The organism is Candidatus Zixiibacteriota bacterium, assembly GCA_034003725.1.
Classification (GTDB): domain Bacteria; phylum Zixibacteria; class MSB-5A5; order GN15; family FEB-12; genus WJMS01.
In genome coordinates this window covers 345436-366670 of sequence record JAVEYB010000002.1, presented here as the reverse complement: position 1 = coordinate 366670, position 21235 = coordinate 345436, and the positions used below count along the sequence as shown (strand labels likewise).

General features: G+C 57.9%; 12 protein-coding genes. 5 read left to right on the top strand and 7 right to left on the bottom strand.

All coding sequences use genetic code 11. The annotated features are described in order from the left end of the window. Positions 1 to 9 precede the first annotated feature (9 nt). Positions 10 to 1515 (bottom strand): pitrilysin family protein, encoded by a 1506-nt coding sequence (locus RBT76_04420; GenBank protein MDX9857008.1) that lies wholly within the window; start codon positions 1513 to 1515, stop codon positions 10 to 12. 294 nt (positions 1516 to 1809) lie between these two features. Here RBT76_04420 and RBT76_04415 point away from each other — a divergent pair, with 294 nt between their 5' ends. Beyond that, the gene (locus RBT76_04415; GenBank protein MDX9857007.1) at positions 1810 to 3765 is read left to right on the top strand and encodes a von Willebrand factor type A domain-containing protein; all 1956 of its coding nucleotides are present in this window, start codon (positions 1810 to 1812) and stop codon (positions 3763 to 3765) included. Positions 3766 to 3846: 81 nt separating this feature from the next. Here RBT76_04415 and glgP read toward each other — a convergent pair whose 3' ends face one another. After that, positions 3847 to 6408 carry an alpha-glucan family phosphorylase gene (gene glgP / locus RBT76_04410; GenBank protein MDX9857006.1) on the bottom strand — a complete coding sequence of 854 codons (2562 nt, stop codon included), beginning with the start codon at positions 6406 to 6408 and terminating at the stop codon, positions 3847 to 3849. 231 nt (positions 6409 to 6639) lie between these two features. Between glgP and RBT76_04405 the strand changes: the two genes are divergently transcribed. Together RBT76_04405 and RBT76_04400 are read left to right on the top strand one after the other, a co-directional pair. Beyond that, a complete protein-coding gene (locus RBT76_04405) occupies positions 6640 to 7818 on the top strand; it encodes an ATP-dependent 6-phosphofructokinase (protein MDX9857005.1) in 1179 nt (392 codons plus the stop codon). 38 nt (positions 7819 to 7856) lie between these two features. Beyond that, positions 7857 to 8741: a TIGR00730 family Rossman fold protein gene (locus RBT76_04400; protein MDX9857004.1), complete on the top strand. Its 885-nt coding sequence runs from the start codon at positions 7857 to 7859 to the stop codon at positions 8739 to 8741. 108 nt (positions 8742 to 8849) lie between these two features. Here RBT76_04400 and RBT76_04395 read toward each other — a convergent pair whose 3' ends face one another. Together RBT76_04395 and RBT76_04390 are read right to left on the bottom strand one after the other, a co-directional pair. Then, complete coding sequence (locus RBT76_04395) at positions 8850 to 11561, bottom strand: zinc-dependent metalloprotease (protein MDX9857003.1); 2712 nt, start codon at positions 11559 to 11561, stop codon at positions 8850 to 8852. A 95-nt stretch (positions 11562 to 11656) separates the two neighbouring features. Then, positions 11657 to 12148, bottom strand: coding sequence for a DUF2250 domain-containing protein (locus RBT76_04390; protein MDX9857002.1), 492 nt, complete (start codon positions 12146 to 12148; stop codon positions 11657 to 11659). Between the two features lie 130 nt (positions 12149 to 12278). On the opposite strand from RBT76_04390, the gene RBT76_04385 reads away from it, so the two are divergent. Beyond that, positions 12279 to 13454, top strand: coding sequence for a DUF819 family protein (locus RBT76_04385; protein MDX9857001.1), 1176 nt, complete (start codon positions 12279 to 12281; stop codon positions 13452 to 13454). Here the strand turns inward: RBT76_04385 and RBT76_04380 are convergent. Both RBT76_04380 and RBT76_04375 read right to left on the bottom strand, forming a co-directional pair. Then, positions 13451 to 14119 carry a protein-L-isoaspartate(D-aspartate) O-methyltransferase gene (locus RBT76_04380; GenBank protein MDX9857000.1) on the bottom strand — a complete coding sequence of 223 codons (669 nt, stop codon included), beginning with the start codon at positions 14117 to 14119 and terminating at the stop codon, positions 13451 to 13453. The genes RBT76_04385 and RBT76_04380 overlap by 4 nt on opposite strands. A 103-nt stretch (positions 14120 to 14222) precedes the next feature. After that, complete coding sequence (locus RBT76_04375; GenBank protein MDX9856999.1) at positions 14223 to 17948, bottom strand: S8 family serine peptidase; 3726 nt, start codon at positions 17946 to 17948, stop codon at positions 14223 to 14225. Between the two features lie 93 nt (positions 17949 to 18041). Here RBT76_04375 and RBT76_04370 point away from each other — a divergent pair, with 93 nt between their 5' ends. Continuing rightward, positions 18042 to 18641 (top strand): EVE domain-containing protein, encoded by a 600-nt coding sequence (locus RBT76_04370; protein MDX9856998.1) that lies wholly within the window; start codon positions 18042 to 18044, stop codon positions 18639 to 18641. Positions 18642 to 18661: 20 nt separating this feature from the next. Here RBT76_04370 and RBT76_04365 read toward each other — a convergent pair whose 3' ends face one another. Further along, positions 18662 to 21232 (bottom strand): FlgD immunoglobulin-like domain containing protein, encoded by a 2571-nt coding sequence (locus tag RBT76_04365; protein ID MDX9856997.1) that lies wholly within the window; start codon positions 21230 to 21232, stop codon positions 18662 to 18664. Positions 21233 to 21235 lie beyond the last annotated feature (3 nt).

Genomic DNA, 21235 nt, shown 5'->3' with positions numbered 1-21235 from the left:
CGGCTCCCATCAGCTCTTGGCCGTGTTCATCATGACCACGACCCGGTTCTCTTCAGTCAAGTACTGGTTTGCGACGCGCTGAATGTCCTCAGCCGTCACGGCATTGATCTTGTCGAGTTGCCGGAACATCTCACGCCAGTCGCCGTAATACTGCTGCGCCTGGCACAACTGCATTGCGAAGCCGTTGTTGGAGGCGATGCTGTTGATGAAGGACGATTTGGCGCGGGCGCGCATCTTCTCGAGATCTGCCGGGGTCACCAGTTCTGACTTGGTCTTTTCGACAGCCGCGAAAATTTCCTGTTCGCATTCGAAATTGTCATGTCCCTGCGAGGGCATGGCGAACATGAGGCACATGGTTGCGTATTTGTCGCCCGGAAATCCGGAGAACGCCCCGATCTGAATGGCGATTTTCTTCTCCTTGACCATGGTTTCATACAGCACGGAAGTGCGACCCTGACCAAGATATTCCATGAGCATGTCAACCGCTGTGCGGTCCGGGTGCGTGATCTCCGGGATGTGCCATCCGGCCAAATAGACCGGCTGCGCCGGGTCTTCCATCACCATTCGGCGCTCGCCGATCTGCTCGGGTTCTACGGTGGCGATGCGTTCGGGGGCCGGGCGATAAGCGATACGGCCCCAGTACTTCTCGGCAAGTTTGATGACATCGTTGGGAACCACGTCGCCCACGACAGCGACTGTCAGGTTGGACGGCCCGTAGTACTTTTCGAAGAAGGCCTTTGCTTCCACGCGAGAGTAATTCATGATGTCGCTCATATGGCCGACACCCGGCACACCGTAGGGGTGAGCCTTGAAGGCCAGGCACAGGAATTCCTCGATCGCCTTGCCGATGGGGTTGGACTCGGTGCGCATCCGGCGTTCTTCGGCGACCACGTCGCGTTCCTTGTACATTTCGCGAAGGACCGGGTTGAGGAAGCGTTCTGATTCGAGCGCCATCCACAGTTCCACTTTGTTCGAAGGCAGGCTGAAGAAATAGGCGGTTTGGTCGTTGGATGTAAAGGCATTCAGCCCGACCCCGCCTTCGCGGTCAATCACGTTTCCGAATTCGTTGGGAATTACGAGTTCATAGGACGCCTCGCGGGCAGCGTTATACGCCTCCTCCAGCTCGGCCAGCCGGGTGGAATCGGCCAGACGACCTTTGTTGCGCTCGGCGCGTAACAGCATGAAAAGAGAATCCTCGACCGCAATAGCTTTCATTTCGGCCTTGATATCCCTGGTCCCCAGGGTTGTGGTTCCCTTGAAGGCCATATGCTCGAACATGTGGGCGAGGCCCGTGTAGCCCTTGGGGTCGTCAGCCGACCCGACATTTGCCCATGTGACAAAAGACGCGACCGGCGCCTCGTGGCGGGGCACGATCAGGATTTTCAACCCGTTGTCAAGCGTGTGTTCGACCACCTGGTTTTCAACCTCGGTGAACTCAAACGCGGTCGCCGACGGCGCTGCCGTCAGAGCAAGGGCAAACGCGGCTACCAACAGCCCGATTGCTTTCCGTTTCATTAGTTCCTCCATGCCTTTACTTGGTGTAGTGGTGGTATGTAGTTTCTGCGAATAAACCAGTCATTGGCGTAAGCGTCAAGCAGATAATCGGATAGGAGATTATGGACCAACCCGGGATCGCCCCCGCCACAGCCGTCAGCTTTTTACGATCGCACGATAAACCAATGATAGATCGGCCATTATGTATACGACGAAAGATGGCAGCGGTTGTGAAAAAATCCGGGAAGAGGCGGAACCCCGATTTGGTACTACAGGCAAGCAAGCCTGGCCCATTGAATCTTAAAGGAGGTCGCCATGAACCGCCCACGCTACAAAATCGCCGCCGGTTGCCTGTTGGCAATTCTGCTGGCCGTCGCCATGTCGTCGGCCGTGCGCGCCGGAACCGTTACCGGCCACGTCATCGACCGGAGCACCGGAAGTCCGGTGTCCGGCGCGGTAGTCTATTTATTCCCTCCCGGTGATTCCGTCGTTTCGAACGACCGGGGCGAGTTTACCTTTTCGAAGGTACCGGCGGGTCAATACATGGTTGAAGTATCACATTCAGAGTTCGAGCCCATGATGCTAAGCGGTCAGGAAGTAACGGGCGATCGGATATTGAGCTGCACGATACAATTGACCCGACGAATCGCCCCGCCGGCCGGGGAGGTCGTGGCCCGTCAGGAAATCAAGAAATCAATCGGTCTGCTCGACAGCATGGCGGATGCGATTTCCGGCCGAGAGGCCCCGGCAGTCAGCCAGGGGCTGACGGAGGAGTGGTCAAATGAACCCGGATCGGGCAAGAGCGTCGATCGGCGATCAAAGCCGGTGACGCCTGTGCCGACTCCGCCGAAGTACATTCCGCCTCACGAGTACGAATACGACGAGTATTACGGGCTGCCGCCGTTCGACATGAATTTCCAGAACTACGGCACGAACCGGTTTGTTGAAACCCGCCGTGACCCGTTGTCAACCTTCGCCGCCGACGTCGATGACGCCTCGTACGGCGTGGCCAGGCAGTACCTGCACGATGGGAATCAGCCGCCGCGTGACGCTATCCGTGTGGAGGAGTTCGTAAATCACTTCGACTACGACTACCCGGCCCCTTCGTACAGCAAGTTTCAGGTGATCTCGTCGACCATGATATCGCCCTTCGATGATTCCACGACCATTCTCGCGATCGGCATCAAGGGCCGCGAGATCGACCGCCGGGAGCGTAAGCCGCTCAACCTGACGTTTGTCATCGACGTCTCCGGCTCAATGGGATACGACAACAGGCTGGAGCTGGTGAAGTATGCGCTGCGTGAGCTTGTCGATCAGCTTGGTCGAAACGACCGGATCGGTATCGTCACGTACGGTAGCGGCGCGCGACGAGTACTCGAGCCGGTGAACGCATCGAACAAGCGGGAGATCCTGAGTCGCATTGAAAGCCTCCGCCCCGGAGGTTCGACCAACGCCGAGGCGGGTCTGCGCATGGGGTATGCGATGGCAGAACGCCAGTTCGTTTCCGGGCATAACAACCAGATCATTCTGTGCAGCGACGGTGTCGCCAATGTCGGACTTACCCACGCCGAGGATTTGATGGAGACCATCCAGGACCGGGCCCGGGAGGGCGTATCTTTGCATTCGTTCGGAGTGGGAATGGGCAACTACAATGACGTTCTTCTCGAGAAGCTGGCCAAGCAGGGGAACGGGAAGTACTCGTACATCAACAACCGGGAAGAGGCCTATCGGCTGATGGCTGTGGATTTTGTCAGCACGGTTGAAATACTGGCGCGCGACGTCAAAATCCAGATGCAGTTCGATCATCGGGCCGTTCGATCTTACAGGCTGCTCGGTTATGAAAACCGGGCCGTGGAGGACAATCGCTTCCGCGACAACGAACGTGACGGCGGTGAGATCGGGGCGGGTCACGAAGTCACCGCGGTGTACGAATTGGTCCTGAACGGACGCGGCCGCAAGGGCGCTGTCGGCACGCTCGCGCTGCGCTGGAAGGATGCGGACGGTCGGGAGATTTCCGAGTTGAACCAGCCGATTACCCTGGACAATCGCGCTGGTCGTGAGGAGTGCGCCCCGACTCTTCGTCTGGCGCTGACCGCCGCCAAATTCGCGGAGAAACTCAAAGAGACGCGGTATGTTCGCGATCTCAGTTATGCTGAACTGTACGAGTACGCGTCAGTATTGGCCGAGGAAAACCCGTCCGAACAGACTTTCGAACTGCTCGACCTTATCCAGACTGCCGGGGGCCTGAACTACTACCATACAAAGCGGTAACCCGGTGACGCGAGCGATCTCCAACGGAAAACGGCAGGAGAGAATCTCCTGCCGTTTCCTGTTTCTCCTCTGTCCGTACGCTTACCACCAGCTTATCAGTTTGGGCTTCCTGGTGTGCACGAGATGTTCATTTTTCGGGATGACGCGAGCAGTGAGCCCGAATCTGCCCGACTCGAGACACTCGACTTCGCCCTTATACACGTACGTTCCGGCCCCGGACGGCGAGGCGCCATCCAGACCTGCGCCTGTCGGCGCGTAGTTCTGCAGCTCATCCTGAGAGTTTATTCGTCCGGAGACGATTTCGACTCGGACGTCATCGGGTGTGATGGCGCCAAGATGCACGTGCATTTTGACAGGAATGCGTTGGCCGACGTACACGGTGGGGCCGAGTTCGGGCAGTTCGATATCGGAAATGTGTATGTCGTTCCAGCTCTGGCTGATTCGGCTTTCCCAGGCCGTTACTTCACGGCACAGGGCATACTTGTTGTCGCTCAACCGTCGTGCCGCGTCGATCGCGGGCACATAGAAGTGATTCGTATAGTCCATCAGCATGCGATGCGCGGAGAATCGCTGCCCGGCCATGTGAATCGAGCCCTTCATCTTGGCAACCCATTCTCGCGGCACCCCGTTGTCGTCACGGTCGTAGAACAGCGGAATCACCTCGCGCTCGAAAACGTTGTACATTGACTCAGCGTCCATACGATCCTGAGTCTCGACCGACTCATAGTCCTCCCCGTTTCCGATTTTGAACCCGACATCGTCGCTGAATCCTTCGTCCCACCAGCCGTCGAGCACCGAGACATTCAGCACGCCGTTGAGTGCGGCCTTCATTCCGGACGTTCCCGAGGCCTCCTGCGGGCGGCGGGGGTTATTCAGCCACACGTCGGCGCCTTGCACAAGGTACCGGCCGACGTTTATATCGTAGTCCTCAAGGAAGACGATTTTGTTACGGAAACGCTCGTCGGTAGCGTGCTGGATGATGTCCTTGATGATTTCTTTGCCGGGTGTGTCCAGAGGATGGGCCTTGCCGGACATAACGATTTGAACCGGGAAGTCATGATTATTGAGCATGGCGGCGAGACGCTCGATATCATAGAAGAGCAGATTGCCGCGCTTATAGGTACTGAAGCGCCGCGCGAACCCGATCGTGAGCGTCGCCGGGTTCAACAGCTGCTCCGCTTTTTGAATCTCGAGGTGGCTGGCGCCGCGCCGAATGAGTTGTTGATTGAGACGTTTGCGTGCGAAAAACACGAGCCGTTCGCGCCGACGATTGTGTATGCGCCACAGCTCGACATCGGGGATCGTATGTACCTTCTCCCATATCTCCGGCGAACCGGGCCGTTCGGTGAACTGCGGTCCGAAGTACGACTCGTATAGATCGCTCATGTCGTGGGAAATCCACGACGGATAGTGCACGCCGTTGGTAATCGACTTGATCGGGATCTCTTCCCTGGGGAGGTTCGGCCAGATGTTGTGCCACATGTCGCGCGAGACCGTGCCGTGCAGTTCGGAGACGCCGTTGCAAAACGCCGAAAACTTGAGGGCGGCAACCGTCATCCCGAACGCTTCACGTTCGTCTTCGGGGTTAACTCGGCCCATCGCCAGGAAGTCCTGCCAGCTGATACCGAGCTGTTCGACAATGCGGCCCAGGTATCGATGGACGAGGATGGGGTCAAATTGCTCGTTGCCGGCCGGCACTGGAGTGTGCGTGGTGAATACCGTGGTCGACCAGACGTACTCGGCGGCTTCCCGGAAAGACAGGCCTTCCTGCTGCATCAGATTGTGAAGTCTCTCGAGCGTCAGAAACCACGAGTGTCCTTCGTTCGAGTGATAGATCATGGGTTTGATGCCGAGCGCATTCAGGGCCTTGACGCCGCCAATGCCGAGGACGATTTCCTGGCGAATGCGCATGTTTTTGTCGCCACCGTAGAGCACCGACGTGATCTCGCGCGCCTTGGAAGAATTCTCGGGGATGTTGGTATCGAGCAGGTACAGCGGAATCTCACCGACCATGACTTTCCATATCTGGATCTGTACCGGGACGTCTTCCAGCTGAATCAGCACCCGCAGCGGTCGGTCCTGATCGTCCTTGACCAGGGCGACGGGCATGTGGTACCAGTCGTTTTCTTCGTAGCGTTCCTGCTGCCAGCCGTCCTTTGACAGCGTTTGACGGAAGTAGCCGTACCGGTACAGCAGGCCCGTGGCTACCATCGGCAGCCCCAAATCCGACGCCGTTTTCAGCGTGTCTCCCGACAGCACTCCCAGGCCGCCGGAATAGACGGGTAGACCGGTATCGAGACCGTATTCCAGCGAAAAGTAGGCGATGGGGCAGTTCTTATAACCGCCGTACTTGTAGCCGAACCACTTTTTGAGTCGGAGATAATTCTGGTATTTTTCGTAGACACGGTCGAGCGTGACTACAAACGCCTCATCGTCTGCGGCGCGCTGCAGCACGTGCTGCGGCAAGCGCGTCAACATTTCGACCGGGTTCTGATACGTTCGTTCCCACATATCGGAATCCAGCCGGATAAAGAGCTTGACCAGATCCCAGTTCCAGGAATACCACAGGTTGTTGGCCAGTTCCTGGAGCTTGGTGATACGCTCGGGGAGGCGGGGGAGCACGAGCAGTTGTTTAACGCGCATGGAGCATCCTGTTTCGTAATGTAGAGCAATCCGTCGTCTACACGGGCATACCCTGGATATATCGGCAGGATCGTGCGTAAGTTTATACGCGACAGCCTTTCAGGACCCGTTGTCGATGCGGCGCCGATCAACCTTTGGGGCACTTTGCCGATATGGATGTAACGGTACGCAGGGGCGTGCCCAACCGATTTATCCTTTTGCTGCCACTTTGAATGTAGTAAGTTCGGGACTATGGGAAAACAAAAAAAGCGTATCGGTGTATTGACCGGCGGCGGCGACTGCCCCGGATTAAATGCCGTCATTCGGGCGGTAGCGAAGACTGCCAACAACGAATGCGGGATGGAAGTGGTGGGGTTCTTCGACGGGTACGAGGGGCTCGTGCAGAACCGCTATGATAATCTCGATGACGAAGATGTGTCCGGTATTCTGACGCGTGGGGGGACGATCCTCGGCACGTCAAACCGGGCAGACCCGTTCAGATACCCCGTGCTGCAGGGCGAGGAATACGTGTATCTCGACCGCAGCAGTCAATGCGTGAGAAACTTCGACGCACTCGGGCTGAGCGCCCTGATCGCCATCGGAGGCGACGGCACGATGGCGGCCTCCGCAGGATTGATGGATCTGGGCATTCCCATCGTCGGTGTTCCGAAGACCATCGACAACGACCTGGAAGGAACCGAGGTCACGTTCGGTTTTGATACGGCGCTTCAGACGGCCACCGATGCCATTGACCGCATCCACACGACGGCGCAGTCGCACCACCGGGTGATGATAATCGAGGTGATGGGCCGGTACGCGGGCTGGTTGGCGTTAGGTTCAGGACTGGCCGGCGGCGGCGACATCATTTTGATTCCGGAATTTCCGTATGACATCGCAGCCGTGTGTGATCATATCAGGCTCCGGAATTCGCGCGGAAAGAAGTTCTCGATTGTCGTTGTCGGCGAGGGGGCCAAACCGGTCGGAGGCTCGATGACCGTCAGCAGGACGGTCGAGAACTCGCCGGACGCGATTCGTCTCGGCGGCGTATCGAATCGAATCGCGTCCCAGATCGAAGGTCTGATCGAAGTAGAGTCCCGCGTCACGATTCTGGGCCACCTGCTGCGAGGGGGATCACCGACCGCCCGCGACCGCATGCTTGCGACGGGTTTCGGGGTCGAAGCGGTTCGTATGGTCGATCGAGGCGAAGTCGGGCGGATGGTTGCGCTGCGCGACGGCAAAATGTCATCGGTGGCGATCTCCGAGGTTGCCGGCAAGACTCGAATCGTCACTCCCGACCACGACTGGGTCAGGGCGGCCCGTTCGATCGGCCTGAGTCTGGGCGTGCCGGACGGCGTCGACCTGAACGAATATGTCGCCTCGTATGGCGGCAAAAACACTAAAAAGGAGCATCGGACCACCGGGGCCGGCTGAACGGCCCGGGCGTCTGTTATCGCGATATCGCGGAATATATGAACAAGAAAGAACTCGCCAAAATGACCGCACGCCTGAAGCGGTCACAAGCGTACCGAATTGCCTATCGAGACCCTGACTTTCTCGATCATAGTTACGCCCGACCGATTCGGCTCCAGACCGAGTTGATGAAACCGGAGTATACCTTTCGACATCACAAGATTTATTCGACCATTGTGGTGTTCGGCGGTACACGCATCCAGGAGGAACGGAAGGCCGCTCGCCGGGTGGCGGCGATCGCCGGGAAACTGCAGAAGACGCCCGGCGACCGAGAGTTGAAAAAGCAATTGCGGATCGCGAAATCGATACTCGCGAAGTCGCCCTATTATGATGAAGCACGGCGGTTCGGCCAGATCGTGTCGACCGAGGGACAAAATCACAACGGCCGTGAGTTCGTTATCGTGACGGGGGGCGGACCGGGCATCATGGAGGCGGCCAACCGGGGCGCGCATGATGTCAGCGCGAAATCGATCGGGCTCAATATCACGCTGCCGCTGGAACAGGAACCGAACGCGTACATTACTCCTGAGTTGTGTCTTCAATTCCATTACTTTGCGATTCGCAAGATGCACTTCATGCTCCGGGCAAAGGCGCTGGTGGCGTTTCCGGGAGGGTTTGGTACCCTCGATGAGTTGTTTGAGGCTCTGACGCTGGTCCAGACGAAAAAGGTGCGTCCGTTGCCGATCGTGCTGTTCAGCGAGAAGTACTGGCGCGGCCTGATCAATATGAATTATCTCGTGGAGCAGGGGACAATCGACGAGGAAGATCTCAAGTTGTTCGTTTATTGTGATAAGGCCGAAGAGGCCTGGAAGTACATCAAGTACTTCTGGGAAGAGCAGGAGTCCAACGATCGTCAGAACGGGATATCCACGGCTACGTTTTGATTGCGCGTGAAGCGCGCTTACTCAGCCCAAGCTGACATCACCGGCATTCAACAAAGAAGGCCGGACCTGCGGGTCCGGCCTTTTGATTTTCGGAGACTATCTCAAGTCTCACGGGCGGGATATCATGCCGGTATAGTCGCGGCGCGCGTCTTTTGTCGAGGTAATCTGACGGAGCACCTCTTTGAAGTGTGCGCGCGACATATCATCGATTCGCGATGACTGGACTGCCGACCGTGCCGCCTGTTCGAGAATGTCGAGATCGTTGGCGGCAAGGGTGCGCGCGTCCATCGGGTACATGACCGTCGGGCCAAGGTAGATGTTCATGATATGGTTCAGATGCGCCATCTGCAGTTGGCGCCGGTAGCTATTGACGTTGGACGGTCCGGTCACTTCGCTCCAGATGGCCCTGCGAACGTCTGTGAACATGTCGTACATCGTATACACGTCGTCACCGGGATTCACGCGTTCGAGGTTGTTCAGCAAGCGACCGATCACCTCCGGGCTGTACAGCCGGCTGAGAGCGGTCTGCTGCACGTAGAGCACCCGTTGGTGGATTGGGAAGTCGGTCTGTGAGACGGAATACATGGACCAGGCGAAATCGGGCATCTGTTCGTACTGCAGCATGTTCAGCAGATCAGGCGGGAAGTCAAAGGCGTCCGCCGCGAAAATGTGGTCACGCAGGAAAGACATGGCACGACGCTGGTGGTCGGCCGACACCGGCACGAACGGCGGAAGCGCATTGTCATCACCGACCCGACTGCGGAAGCGATAGAGGCCGCCGATATACTTGGACGAAATGCGGGCCGCCTGGCTGTATGCGGACCACCCACGGTTAAACACGTTGTAGATGGTCGGGTAGCGGGCGCCCGTGACGGCGAACTTTGCGGTCGCATCGGCCCAGAGTTTCTTCGTCAACGACACCTGGTGCTCGCAGAACCGAAGGGGGTCGTTGCCGAGATCGAACAGGTTGCACATCGGGTCGGGCGACTTGATGCTGTATCCGAAGCCATCCTCATCGGTGCCGTACGCCAGCAACGGATCGCCGCTGCGGGCGGCGATTGCCTCCAGCTTCGGCAGTTCGGACTCGGGGGAGAGGTCGCCGAAGTCCGAATACGCATACTCCACGACCCATTCATCCCAGGGGCCCGGCACCGTGCTGTAGAAGTCCCCCTGATCGGTCATGTCGGCTCCTGCGACGTGGACCGACGGATAGTCCATGATGGTACCGAGGTTGCCGTGCCGGCTGGTGAACTCCCGGTTGTTGATCTGGTCGAAATTGTATACGCTTGACGCTTTGAAGTTATGGCGGAATCCAAGGGTGTGACCGACTTCGTGCGCCACCAGCTGAATGATGTACTGGCGGATATACTCTTTCTGCAGCGAGTCCTTGCCGACAAAGTCGCTCGGCAGGCTGGAGATGAGCGAATAGCCGAGGGCCGCATTCTCGAAGGATTCTCTTACGTAGTTACAGACGGGGCCGTTGTGCGAACCATCGCCGTGTGCCCAGTTTTCCAGCGCATCAAGGGGGTTTTCGCTGTCCACCTCACGACCGTCGAATGCCAGTGGCCGGATATACTGGCCGGCCGTATTGAACATGTGGCGGATGAAGTCGGCCGGGATACGGATGTCGGCGTCAAATATCTCGCCCGTAAACGGGTTTGCGCGGCTTGGACCGACCGCCGGGCCACTGCCGGGGACGATCCACCGCACGGTGCTGTACCGAATATCGGCCGGATCCCACGACGCCGTGTCCGGCATCTGCTTTGCGACGACAGCGTTCTTGTAGCCTATCTTTTCGAACGCGGGATTCCAGAATTCGATTCCTTCGGCCACCCACTGGCGGTAGTCCTCCGGCACCGTGTTTTCAACCCAGTAGACGATCGGCTGGACCGGTTCGGATAATTCGGCAGCCCTGTCTTTCTTCTTCAGGTTCCAGCGCTCGACATAGCGTACATACGGGGTCTCGGTCGCAGGGCTGGTGTAGTCCTGATACACGGTCATGAAGTGACCCATACGCTCGTCGCCGAAGCGGGGCTGGTAGTCGCTCTCCGGCAACGCGGAGAAAGAATAGCGGATCACCTGAAAAGCCGAATACGGATTCTGCATGGTATTGGCGTTCAGCGGTTGGCTGGAATTGTAGTGCAGCCGCACGTCAATCTCGCTGTTCAGCGGGAAACCCTGAATGGTCTCCACATAGCTGTTCTTCTTGTCGAAGGAGAAGCCGGTTTTGGCGATTTTGCCGGCGAAATACGAGAGGTTGGTAACGTCGGTCACGAAAAACTCAGACGGATCGATGAGAATGGCGCCCGTGGAGTCGTGCGGCTTCGACTTGATTGCGGCGGTTGCCAACAGGTGGTCTGAAATGCCGGCCTCGACCGCCCGAAACAGGGTCGATGTACTGTCGGCGCGAAGTCGGACGTTTTTTTCCAGAAACCGCACACTCTCGCCGACCTTAGTCAGATAGAAAGGGTAAGTCCGGTACATGCGCCCGTTGTCCGAGAACACACCTTCGGATTTCGACACCGTCTCGCCGCACAGGAATATCGCCCCGAACTGCTCAGGCGTTACCGACATCAAGACACTGTTATTGGTCGTGTCGCGGTAAAACGTAAACAGACCGTCGATTCTGACCATGTCCTTGATCACGGTTGCGTACGGTTTTGGTTCGTCGGGTTTCTTGGCGGCGGGTTGCGTTTTGGTCGGAGAGGACTTCTGCAGCCCGGTCAGTGTTCGCTTGAGGCTCCCCGCAGTGGCCGGAGACGGCGCCACGAGAAGGAGCACAAACACAGAGATCAAAATGCTGAACAGTCTGGTGCGCATGGGTTCCCTTTCTTCAGGCTATTCGTGTGATCGTGTCTTCATGTGTGAAACGTATGAGAGCTTCATTTGTTGCAATGCCGGGGAGGGAGCGTTTGTCATTGTTCGGAATGCTCGCGGTAGAATGAAAGGTAGGCCCGACCCCGGTCCGTAATTGCATAGTACGTGTGATTTCGGTGTTTGATCCACTTGTTGTTCACAAATCCCTTTTTGTACTGCACCATCGTCGGTTCCACTCGTTCGAGCAAACCGCGATCGCGAAGAGAACGATGTCGCGCGAACGCCGTGTCGCGATCGACCGATAGATGACGGGCCACCGCGAGCGAATAGTCGATACCGTACCGATCATGGTGCGCCAGAATCCGGAAGTCCACATCATCGAGGCCCGGGTAATCATCACCGGGTCGAAACGGTTCCGGCGCGAGGATGTCGGTCCACGACAGCGAAACGAGTCGTGCCTGATCGGCGTTCGCCAGGGCAGAGCACCCGGCTCGATGTACCTTGAGTACGTTTTCGCGGCTGTAGTAGCCGATCAATCGGTCCGGGGACGATGGTGAGCAGCACCGGGCCAAAACGTACTGTTCTTTCAATCTGGGTGGCGGGGTCACGCGAGAATATACACAGCGACGACGCCGAAGGAAAGCGGGCCGGGCCTTTCACGTTGATTTTTTATCCGATGGCAACTATACTGGCTCCACCGTTCGAACCCTAAGGAGCCCCATGGACGCTTTGATCTCATCACAAGCCGGGGTAATTGCTGCCCTGGCGGCCGTGACCTCGTTCTTCTTCCTGGTGGAGAAGAAAACCAAATGGAAGTTGTTCAACTATCTGCCGCCGCTGATTTTCATTTATGTCGTGCCGGTTATTCTCTCGAACACGGGAGTGATTCCGCAGCAGTCCCCGGTCTATGACTTTATGGGGGATCACGTCCTGCCGGTATTCCTCGTCATCATGTTACTTGAAGTCAATCTGCTGGCGACAGTCCGGGTGATGGGCAAGGGGCTGTTTGTCATGTTGCTGGGCACGCTGGGCGTCATAATCGGCGCCCCGATCGCGTATTTTGTCGTCCAGGGCGGCCTCGAACCGGAGATGTGGAAAGGCTTCGGGGCACTGGCGGGCAGCTGGATCGGAGGCACCGCGAACATGGCCGCGGTGGCGCGAAGTATCGATCTGAGCGACTCATCGCTGGCGTTTGGATACGGCGTGATTGCGGACAACATGGTGTATCTCATCTGGCTGCCGATTATGCTGGGATCGAAAAATCTGGCCGAAAGATTTCACCGTTTTACCCGAGTCGATCCGAGACGGCTCGAGGTGATGGAGGCGGCCGCAAAAGAACTGATACAGGATAAGGGCCCCATGGAAATGCGCCACATCCTGTACCTGTTGTTTCTCGGTTTCGCCGGAGCGGCAACTGCGGGATGGATCGCCGCACGGCTTCCCGTTATCGAGCCGTACTTCTCCACGAGCACCTACACGATATTTCTCGTCACCCTGATCGGCATCGGCCTTTCCTTCACACGGGCAAGCCGTATTCCCGGGTCACACGCGTTTGCGATGGCGCTCATCTATCTATTCGTGGCGCGCATGGGAGCGCGGGCCGACCTGTCAAATCTGTCGATGTCGGTGTTCTGGTTTCTGCTCGGCGCCTATATATGGATTTTCATTCACGGAGCGTTTCTGGTTTTTGCCGCGCGGATTTTCCGAGTCGATGTCCACACGGCCGCCATCTCTTCGGCTGCCAATATCGGCGGGGCCGCCTCCGCCCCGATTGTGGCCGGCTATCACAATCCCACTCTTGTTCCGGTATCGATCCTGATGGCTATGGTGGGTTATGCCGTAGGCAACTACGGCGCCTGGGTGGCAGCACAGCTATGCCGGTTGGTCGCGGGTTAGCATGAGTCGGGGCCGTCTTCGATCAGCGGGACAAATCGAACGGCGTACAAATACTGCTCTTCGACGCCGTGTTCCGTTTTTGTCAGCTTAACGAGTTGTTGGCCGTAGGTTGTTGCCAGGGGGGTCACCATTCGCCCGCCGATCCGCAGTTGACGGAGAAGGCTTTGGGGCAGCCGGGTGGCCGCTGCCGTGACAATTATGGCGTCAAACGGCGCCTCCTCGGGCCATCCACGCGAGCCGTCACCCCCCTTTATCCGAACATTCTGATAACCAAGGTCGGCGAGCCTTGCTATAGCCGGTTGAACGAAGTCGTCAATGCGCTCGATCGAGTAGACGAAACGTGCCAGCTCCGCAAGAACGGCTGTCTGGTAGCCGCACCCGGTTCCGATTTCCAGAACCCGATCCGACTGATCGAGGCACAAGTGCTCCGTCATGGACGCGACAATGTATGGTTGTGAAATTGTCTGCTGATGTCCGATCAACACCGGCGAATCCGCGTACGCTTCGTGTCGATATCGCTCCGGCAGGAACAGGTGTCTCGGTATTGATCGCATGGCTCTGAGAACACGGGCATCAGCGACGCCCCGGTCGACGATTTGACGGTCGACCATCTCCGCTCGCTCGGCCGCCAACCGAGCCTCGTCTTCCGCTTGTGATCGAATCACCTCAGGTTCCTTTCCTCCCTACGATACATGTGCCGTTTCAAGACGCAAAGAAAAAAGGCCGGTCAGGTGACCGGCCCTTATTATTGCGCCATTGGACTGGCGATCACAAACAACAGAGACCACCGCCTCCAAGGAACAGGAAGTTGGCCAGTGCGACAACGTCCGACAAGTCGGTATCACCCGAGCAGTTGACGTCGGCGGCACTAAAGTTGGTCGGGGGCGGTCCGCCCATGAACAGGAAATTGACCAGATAGATCAAATCGCTCAAATCCGGATCTCCGTCGCTCGCATTGACGTCGCCGCACACATACGTTTGGTAGGTGAACGTTTTTGCCGCGGAGTAGTCGGAATACCATCCCGCCGAATCAAACGCTTTCACCCGCCAGTAGTAGGTCTGTCCAAGTACCAGCTCGGATGACGGCAGCAGGAGACTGTCGGAGTACACGTATCCGGTGAATGTATTGAAGTCAGAGAAGTTCGAGGTCGTGGAGATATGTACATAGAAGTGGTCGGGCGAGCTCTCGACGCCGAGATCGGGCGCCAGCGTCCACGCAAACGAAACGGTGTCTCCCGACACGTACCCGCCGTTCGCGGGGCGCAGCGGAGTCGGTACGGGCGGGGCCTGGGTGTCAACGATGAACGTATTGTCCAGCGACGTATCTGACATATTGCCGGCCGAGTCGATCGCAAAGGCACGCCAGTACCATCTTCCATCCGCGAGCGGTGCGGATACCGGGTAATTCTGTCCTGCGACCGGGCCAAACGTCTCGAGAGCCTGCGTGAAGTTCGAATCCGCCGCGAGCTGGATCAGATTTACGACCGGCGAGGTATCCTCAGGGCCCTTAGTGGGAGATATTGAGTACCCAAACGAGAAAGTCGAGTTTTTGATGTATGAGTTGTTGGCCGGATACTGCGGAATCAGGTCGTTGGGCGGAATATTATCTACGACCAGAAGCCGTGAATGCCGCTGTAAAGACGAGGAGTCCGAACCGACAAACAGACGGACTGCCCAATAGTAGCCTCCGTCGGCTAACGAGTCACCCGCCGGAATAGAGAACGAGGTTGCTGTCAAGCCCGGATACTGCCGAACGATCGTCGTTATCAGGGAGTCCTCGGCGACATACAGCGTGTAGCTGTCGGCCGTGGCAGCCCACTCGAACGAGACTTTGCCATCCCGTAGATACGTCCTGTCATTCGGGGCCACGAGTGCGGGTGGGAAATAGGGGTTACACGTATATAGCGTGAAGCTGCTCTGCTCATTAACGCCACCCTCGGATGTAACGGCGACGTTGACCGGTGTCTGCGCCGCATCGGGTACCTCTGCCGGCACGGCAATGGCAAATGAAAGGTTGGCGCCTTCTCCCGGATCAAGAGGAGTCTGCCTGAACTCGGGTATGATGGTCCATCCGGAGTCGTTGGTCGGGGTCACGATCACAACATCGGTATCGTTGCCGGTGTTGGTAACCGTCATCAGAAACGTGACGGTATCTGGAGAGGCCGTGGTATCGGTCGGCGGTGGAACGAAATCGACCTCGTAGTATGCGCCTGCCTGCACCCGGGTCTCGCGCTCAGCCGTCACCTGTGCGCTGGTGAGGCTGACGGCGGTGCAGGTGATCAGGTCGTACTCTCCTGCGAGCGCCGCGGGCGGAACATTCGCGGTCAGGCTGAACTGGGCGGAGTCCCACGGTCCGAGAAGGACGACGGAGTCGGCGATACCGCCGGTCAACCATCCGTTAACTCCTCCGACCGATACCGATACGGAGTCGATATTGGCGCCGATGTTGGTCACATAGAAGTCGACCGGGGCGGCCTGCCCGGGCTGTTGTTCGACCAGCCCCAGATCGAATACTGCCAGAGCCGCAAGATTGCCGGGGGTATTGATGTCATCAGGGGTGAAGATGATGGAATACGACTGCGGGCCGTTCGGAATGTTGTATCCCGAAACACGCGCTTTCCACAAACCCGGAGTCGGGCTATTGATCTCGACCGTCTCGACATTATTGCGGCGGTCGATTCCCTGTGTGGCTGCCTGCGAAGGGTTCGCCGGATTCAGAACCCAGGGCAGTTCCTCGCCGCTGAACGGATCGATCAGGGCAAGGTCCAGATCGTTGATCAGGTGCTGCGTGGAATTCACGGTGCCGCCCGGATCGTCCCACACCAGCGTCACTTTGAGTTTGGTCGTGCCGCCCGGTACGGTGAGATCGTACAAGTGCGAGGCCCCGGTCGATATTTCGTTCTGCACATACGAACCTTCACCGAACCCGATCTTCTCGACCGCTGCCACACCATCGACCTTGCCGTGACCGAAGACAAAATCCGGGCCTACCGCACCCAGATCCTGCGCACTGTTGATGAGAATGCCTTTAACGGTGGACGAGAGCAAAGTGCCGGTACCAATCGTCTGGTCCCAGCGCTCGAGTATGAGCGCCATGGTCCCGGCAACGGCCGGACAGGACATCGAGGTACCACACATCGTGGTGTAGCCGTTTCCCGGGCGAGTGGAGGTGATGCCGCCGCCGGATTCACATCCGGGGCCGACAATATCGGGCTTCAGGCGACCGTCGTCGGTCGGTCCCCATGACGAAAACGACGTCATGCTGTTGTTGTTGGAGTTGATAGCGCCGACGGCGATTACGTTTTTGCTGGTCGGAAGCGGGGTTACGGTGTTATACGTCCATCCCAGCGAACCGCAGTATTGGCTCGATGATGAGCGCTGATTTCCGGCCGACCACGCGATCGCTATTGGTGCGCCTGATGCGCCGCGAACGATGTTATCGATCGTCCCGCACACGGAGAAGTAATTGCCCATCGTCGACTCGCAGGCACCCTGACTGGCCGGGTCTCCGACCCCGTAACCCCAGGAATTGGTGCCGATGCGGGCGTTGTAATTGGATATCACGTAGCTGTATTCATTTTGGGCCTCGGATGCGCTGTTCCACCAAAGGTGTGCCTTCAACGATGCGCTGGGCGCCATACCCCGGTACGTGCCGCCGCTCATGGTGCCGTTGCCCATCACCGTGCCGGCGACGTGCGTGGCGTGATCCGAGTCACCCGAGAAGTCCATCTTCTGGACGCGCCCGAGGAGGTCCGGATGCAGGTCATCCACCGAGCCGCCATCCCACTCACTCACGACAACGCCCGCTCCGGTGAGATTCCATGGTGGCGCCTGCAGTATCGAAGCGCCGATATTCGCCCGGGCTCCGTCATTGTGTTCCTCCGGATAGGGGTATGCCTGCTCGATCCACAACACCGCGTCGAGCTCTGACAAGCGGAAGTATGCCTGTTCGGGAAGAATCAGGTCGATCGAATTCATGGTCGGCTCGTGGCCGATAATCCGGGCGCCGTAGTCGGTGGTGAATCGCTGCATCCAGAGCCCGGCGTCCTCGTCCCGGTGAAGGACAACCACAAACTGCACCTGATCTCCGCCGCGACGTGCCCACTCGAAAATGCCGTATTCGGTTATCAGCGGGGAGACCTTCTGGCTGGGCTGAATCTGTCCGATCCACCGAATGCCGAACTCATCAACGAGTGACTGGTCGAGGGCCGTCTCAACTCGTGCCGTAAATGTCAGGTTGGGAACGTAGTCCAGCAGAATCACTCCACGACTCTGGAGCCGGTCTTTGTCGGAGTCGGTAAGCGGCTGCTCGAACTGCACGAAGACATGCTTGTTCTCAAACGATGTCGATGCAGTCGCCTGCCAGCGAAGCGGCGCGGGCGTGAATTCTCCGGACTGAAGCTTCACGGTGTAATCGAAGTCGGCAAATACCGAGCCGGCAACGAGCGCTACGGCTATTCCGACCAGACAAGCGGCACGAAGAGGTCTGAGCATCTGAGTCCCTTCCTAACTTGACACAGGCGGGTTACGGGTACGGCGGTATAATCGATCTAACTGGTCTCACACAATATATGCGAAAGCTGTACGTTGTCAACCGCCATCTCGTTGGAGCATTTGGCATTATATGAATTCTTGACTAACTTTGGCGGCGCGGGTATCATCCGCGGTGAGGCGTTGGGTCCTCGTCCACCGAAGGAGGCGATAAAAGGAATGGCGAAGAGATACTGGCTGTTGAAGTCAGAGCCCGACTGTTTCTCGATAGATCATCTTCGGGCTGCTCCAAACCAGACGGAGCACTGGGACGGCGTTCGTAATTATCAGGCTCGTAACACATTGCGAGACGACGTGAAAATGGGGGATGAGGCATTTTTCTATCATAGCAGCGCCGACCCCACCGGGATTGCGGGCATTTGTGTCGTCAGCCGAGCGGGCTATCCGGACCATACGGCGTGGGATCCGGAGTCTGAACACTTTGATCCGAAAGCGTCACCGGACAATCCTATCTGGTACATGGTCGATGTGACGTTGAAGAAAAGACTTTGCCGGGTTCTCCCCCTGTCCGTTGAGAAGCAGACCCCCGGCCTGGAAGACATGATGGTTGTTCAGCGGGGAAGTCGGCTATCGGTCCAGCCGGTGAAACCGGAGGAATGGAAGATTATTCTGAAGCTGATGAACGACTACGAGTAATCTCAGAATAAACATAGTTGCTACTTGAGAAGCAGCATCTTGCGAGTCACGGTGTTTTGATCGGACGATAGCCGGTAAAGATACACGCCCCCGGCTACTTGCGCGCCGTCGTCGTTACTCCCATCCCATTCGATCGAGTATTCACCAGCGGGCTGGTATGTCCGAACCAGCGTTTTCACCCGTTGCCCGAGTACATTGACAATCTCCAGTTCCACCGATGAAGCGAGCGGCAGGGTGTACCGGATGGTCGTCGAGGGATTGAACGGGTTTGGGAAGTTCTGGAACAACGCAAATGAGGCCGGCGCGAGTGTTTCCACATCGGCAAAGTCGGTTACCTCAGCAACTGCAACCGGGACCGCGAGGGCCGATGAGTTGCCCCGGACATCGGTCGCAATGGCCGTGAGTGAGTCACCCGGGTGAACATCGATTACGGAAGCCGAGAAGTTGCCCAGGTGGTCAGCGACGGCGCCGGCGACGTATCGTACGGCGGAAGTGCCGGCCTTGAGTACGCCCGAGGACGTTGCGTAGAAATCCACCGTTCCGCCTGGCGGTGCTGAATGGCCGCTGACCGATGCTATGGTGGCAGCAATCAACTGCGGTGGTGCGATTGACTCCTGAGCGCTGTCCGCTATGACGATTGAGGTTGAGTCGTTTGGTCCTATGACATTAAATCGTATCGTAGTAAATCGGGTGGTTCGATCCGCGATGTAGATTCCATGGTAGCTGTTTCGGGCGATCCGATTTTCAGACGTCACATCCGTGCCGCCGATAACGGTACCTTCCGCCCCGGCAAGGACAGCGATTCCGTGTCCATAATTGCGCAGTGCAGCGGTTCCGTCCGCCGTGGTTCCGATCCGGTTGCCGGCAATCCGATTGCCGACCGTTCCCGTTCCAAAGACATGTATGCCCCGTCCGAGCGTGGGCAGAAGCGTACCGAACCCGTTCCCCGAGATGACGTTTCCTTCGCCGGGGAAAGATCCACCGATGTTGTTGTAAGAAGCGCCTTGTCCAATTAGAACCCCGGCTTCCCGGTTGGGTACAGACCGCGCCCCGCTGGTATCGGTTCCGATGAAGTTCCCGAGGACGGCGTTTCCCGTTGTGCCCGGGTCAAGCAGCATGAGCCCGCTTCCGTAGGGGAAAATATCGCCCCAGTTGCCGGAGACAAGGTTGCGTTCGCCGATCGTACTACCGCCGATCGTGTTGCCTGTGGCGCTGCTACAGACGACGATGCCCGCGCCGTTCGGTACCGAGAACGTTCCTTCGGAATTGCACCCCACGAAGTTGCCGGCGACGGTATTGTCATGTGCCCCGGATAACATGATGCCGAACAACAACTGGCCAGAGACTACATTTCGCATGAGGGGACCGTTACCGCCGATCGTGTTCCGGGATGCACCGTCGGTGACCGTTATTCCGTGCCCTGAATCGAGACCGTTTCCTCGCGTTCTCCGTCCATCGATGTCAACCCCGACGTAATTCCCTGCGATCAGGTTCTGTCGCGCTTCCAATCCGGCAATGAGTACACCGTCACCACGATTAGATGAGATGAGATTGCGGTCTCCCGGTGACGAACCGCCCACGGTATTGTCCGATGCACCGAGAATCGCCACGCCGTCTCCTCGATTGCCGACCGAGACCAGACCGTTGATGTCGAGTCCGATATGGCATCCGTGTATTCTGTTCTGAGCGGTCGTGGGACCGGCAATAGTAACGCCGTTGCCGGAATTGCCGCCGACGAGGCAGCGTCTCGATTCGGAAGAACCACCGACGTGATTTCTTCGGGCGCCGCCGTCGATCCGGATACCGCCCCAGCCGTTGCCAGATGGCGACACGCCGTCGGCAAGTATTCCCACATGGCAGTTACTGACGACGGTGCCGTACGCGCCACCGGTGATCCACACACCGTACCGCGCGTTGTCGACAACTATCGTGCTGACGGTTCCGGTCGTATCGCCTATGTAGTTATTGCGGGCGCTGTCAGTGACGGTAATACCGATTTCATTTCCGTCCACCATCATCCCGTTGCCGTAGGATCCAATCAGGCACCCGATGATCTGGTTATCGGATGCGGTGGTGCCGGTGATTTTGACGGCAGCGGCGTCGTTTTTGTCCAGACCGTTCGCGGTGAACAGGACACGGTCGGAGGCGGAGAATCCTCCGATTCGGTTCCATGCACCCTCGATTCTCAATGCGTCGCCACGGGATCGACGGAACCAGAGACCGGTGACGACACAACTGTCCGCTCGGATCAACAGCGATGGCGCCTCGAAGATGTTATCGATTCCGTCTATGACGGGCAGGCCGCCGTCCCCGGCGATCACGGTGTAGTTGTCGGTGAGCGTGACTGGGCCGAGCAAAATGCGGATGGGCGAGGCGCCAATCGATACCTGAATCGTGTCAACGCCGGGCAGTGCGTTGGCTTCCTGGACGGCCGCCCTCAGGGTGCAGCCCGCCCCGCTTTCACAGATACCGTCACCGGGATGCTGATCCGGCTGGTCGACACCGGTCGTGACCGAGAAATCGGCCGAAGAGACCGAGCCCACAGGAAGCACCAGCAGCGAGAGAACTATGATACAATGAAAGGGGCGCATCGC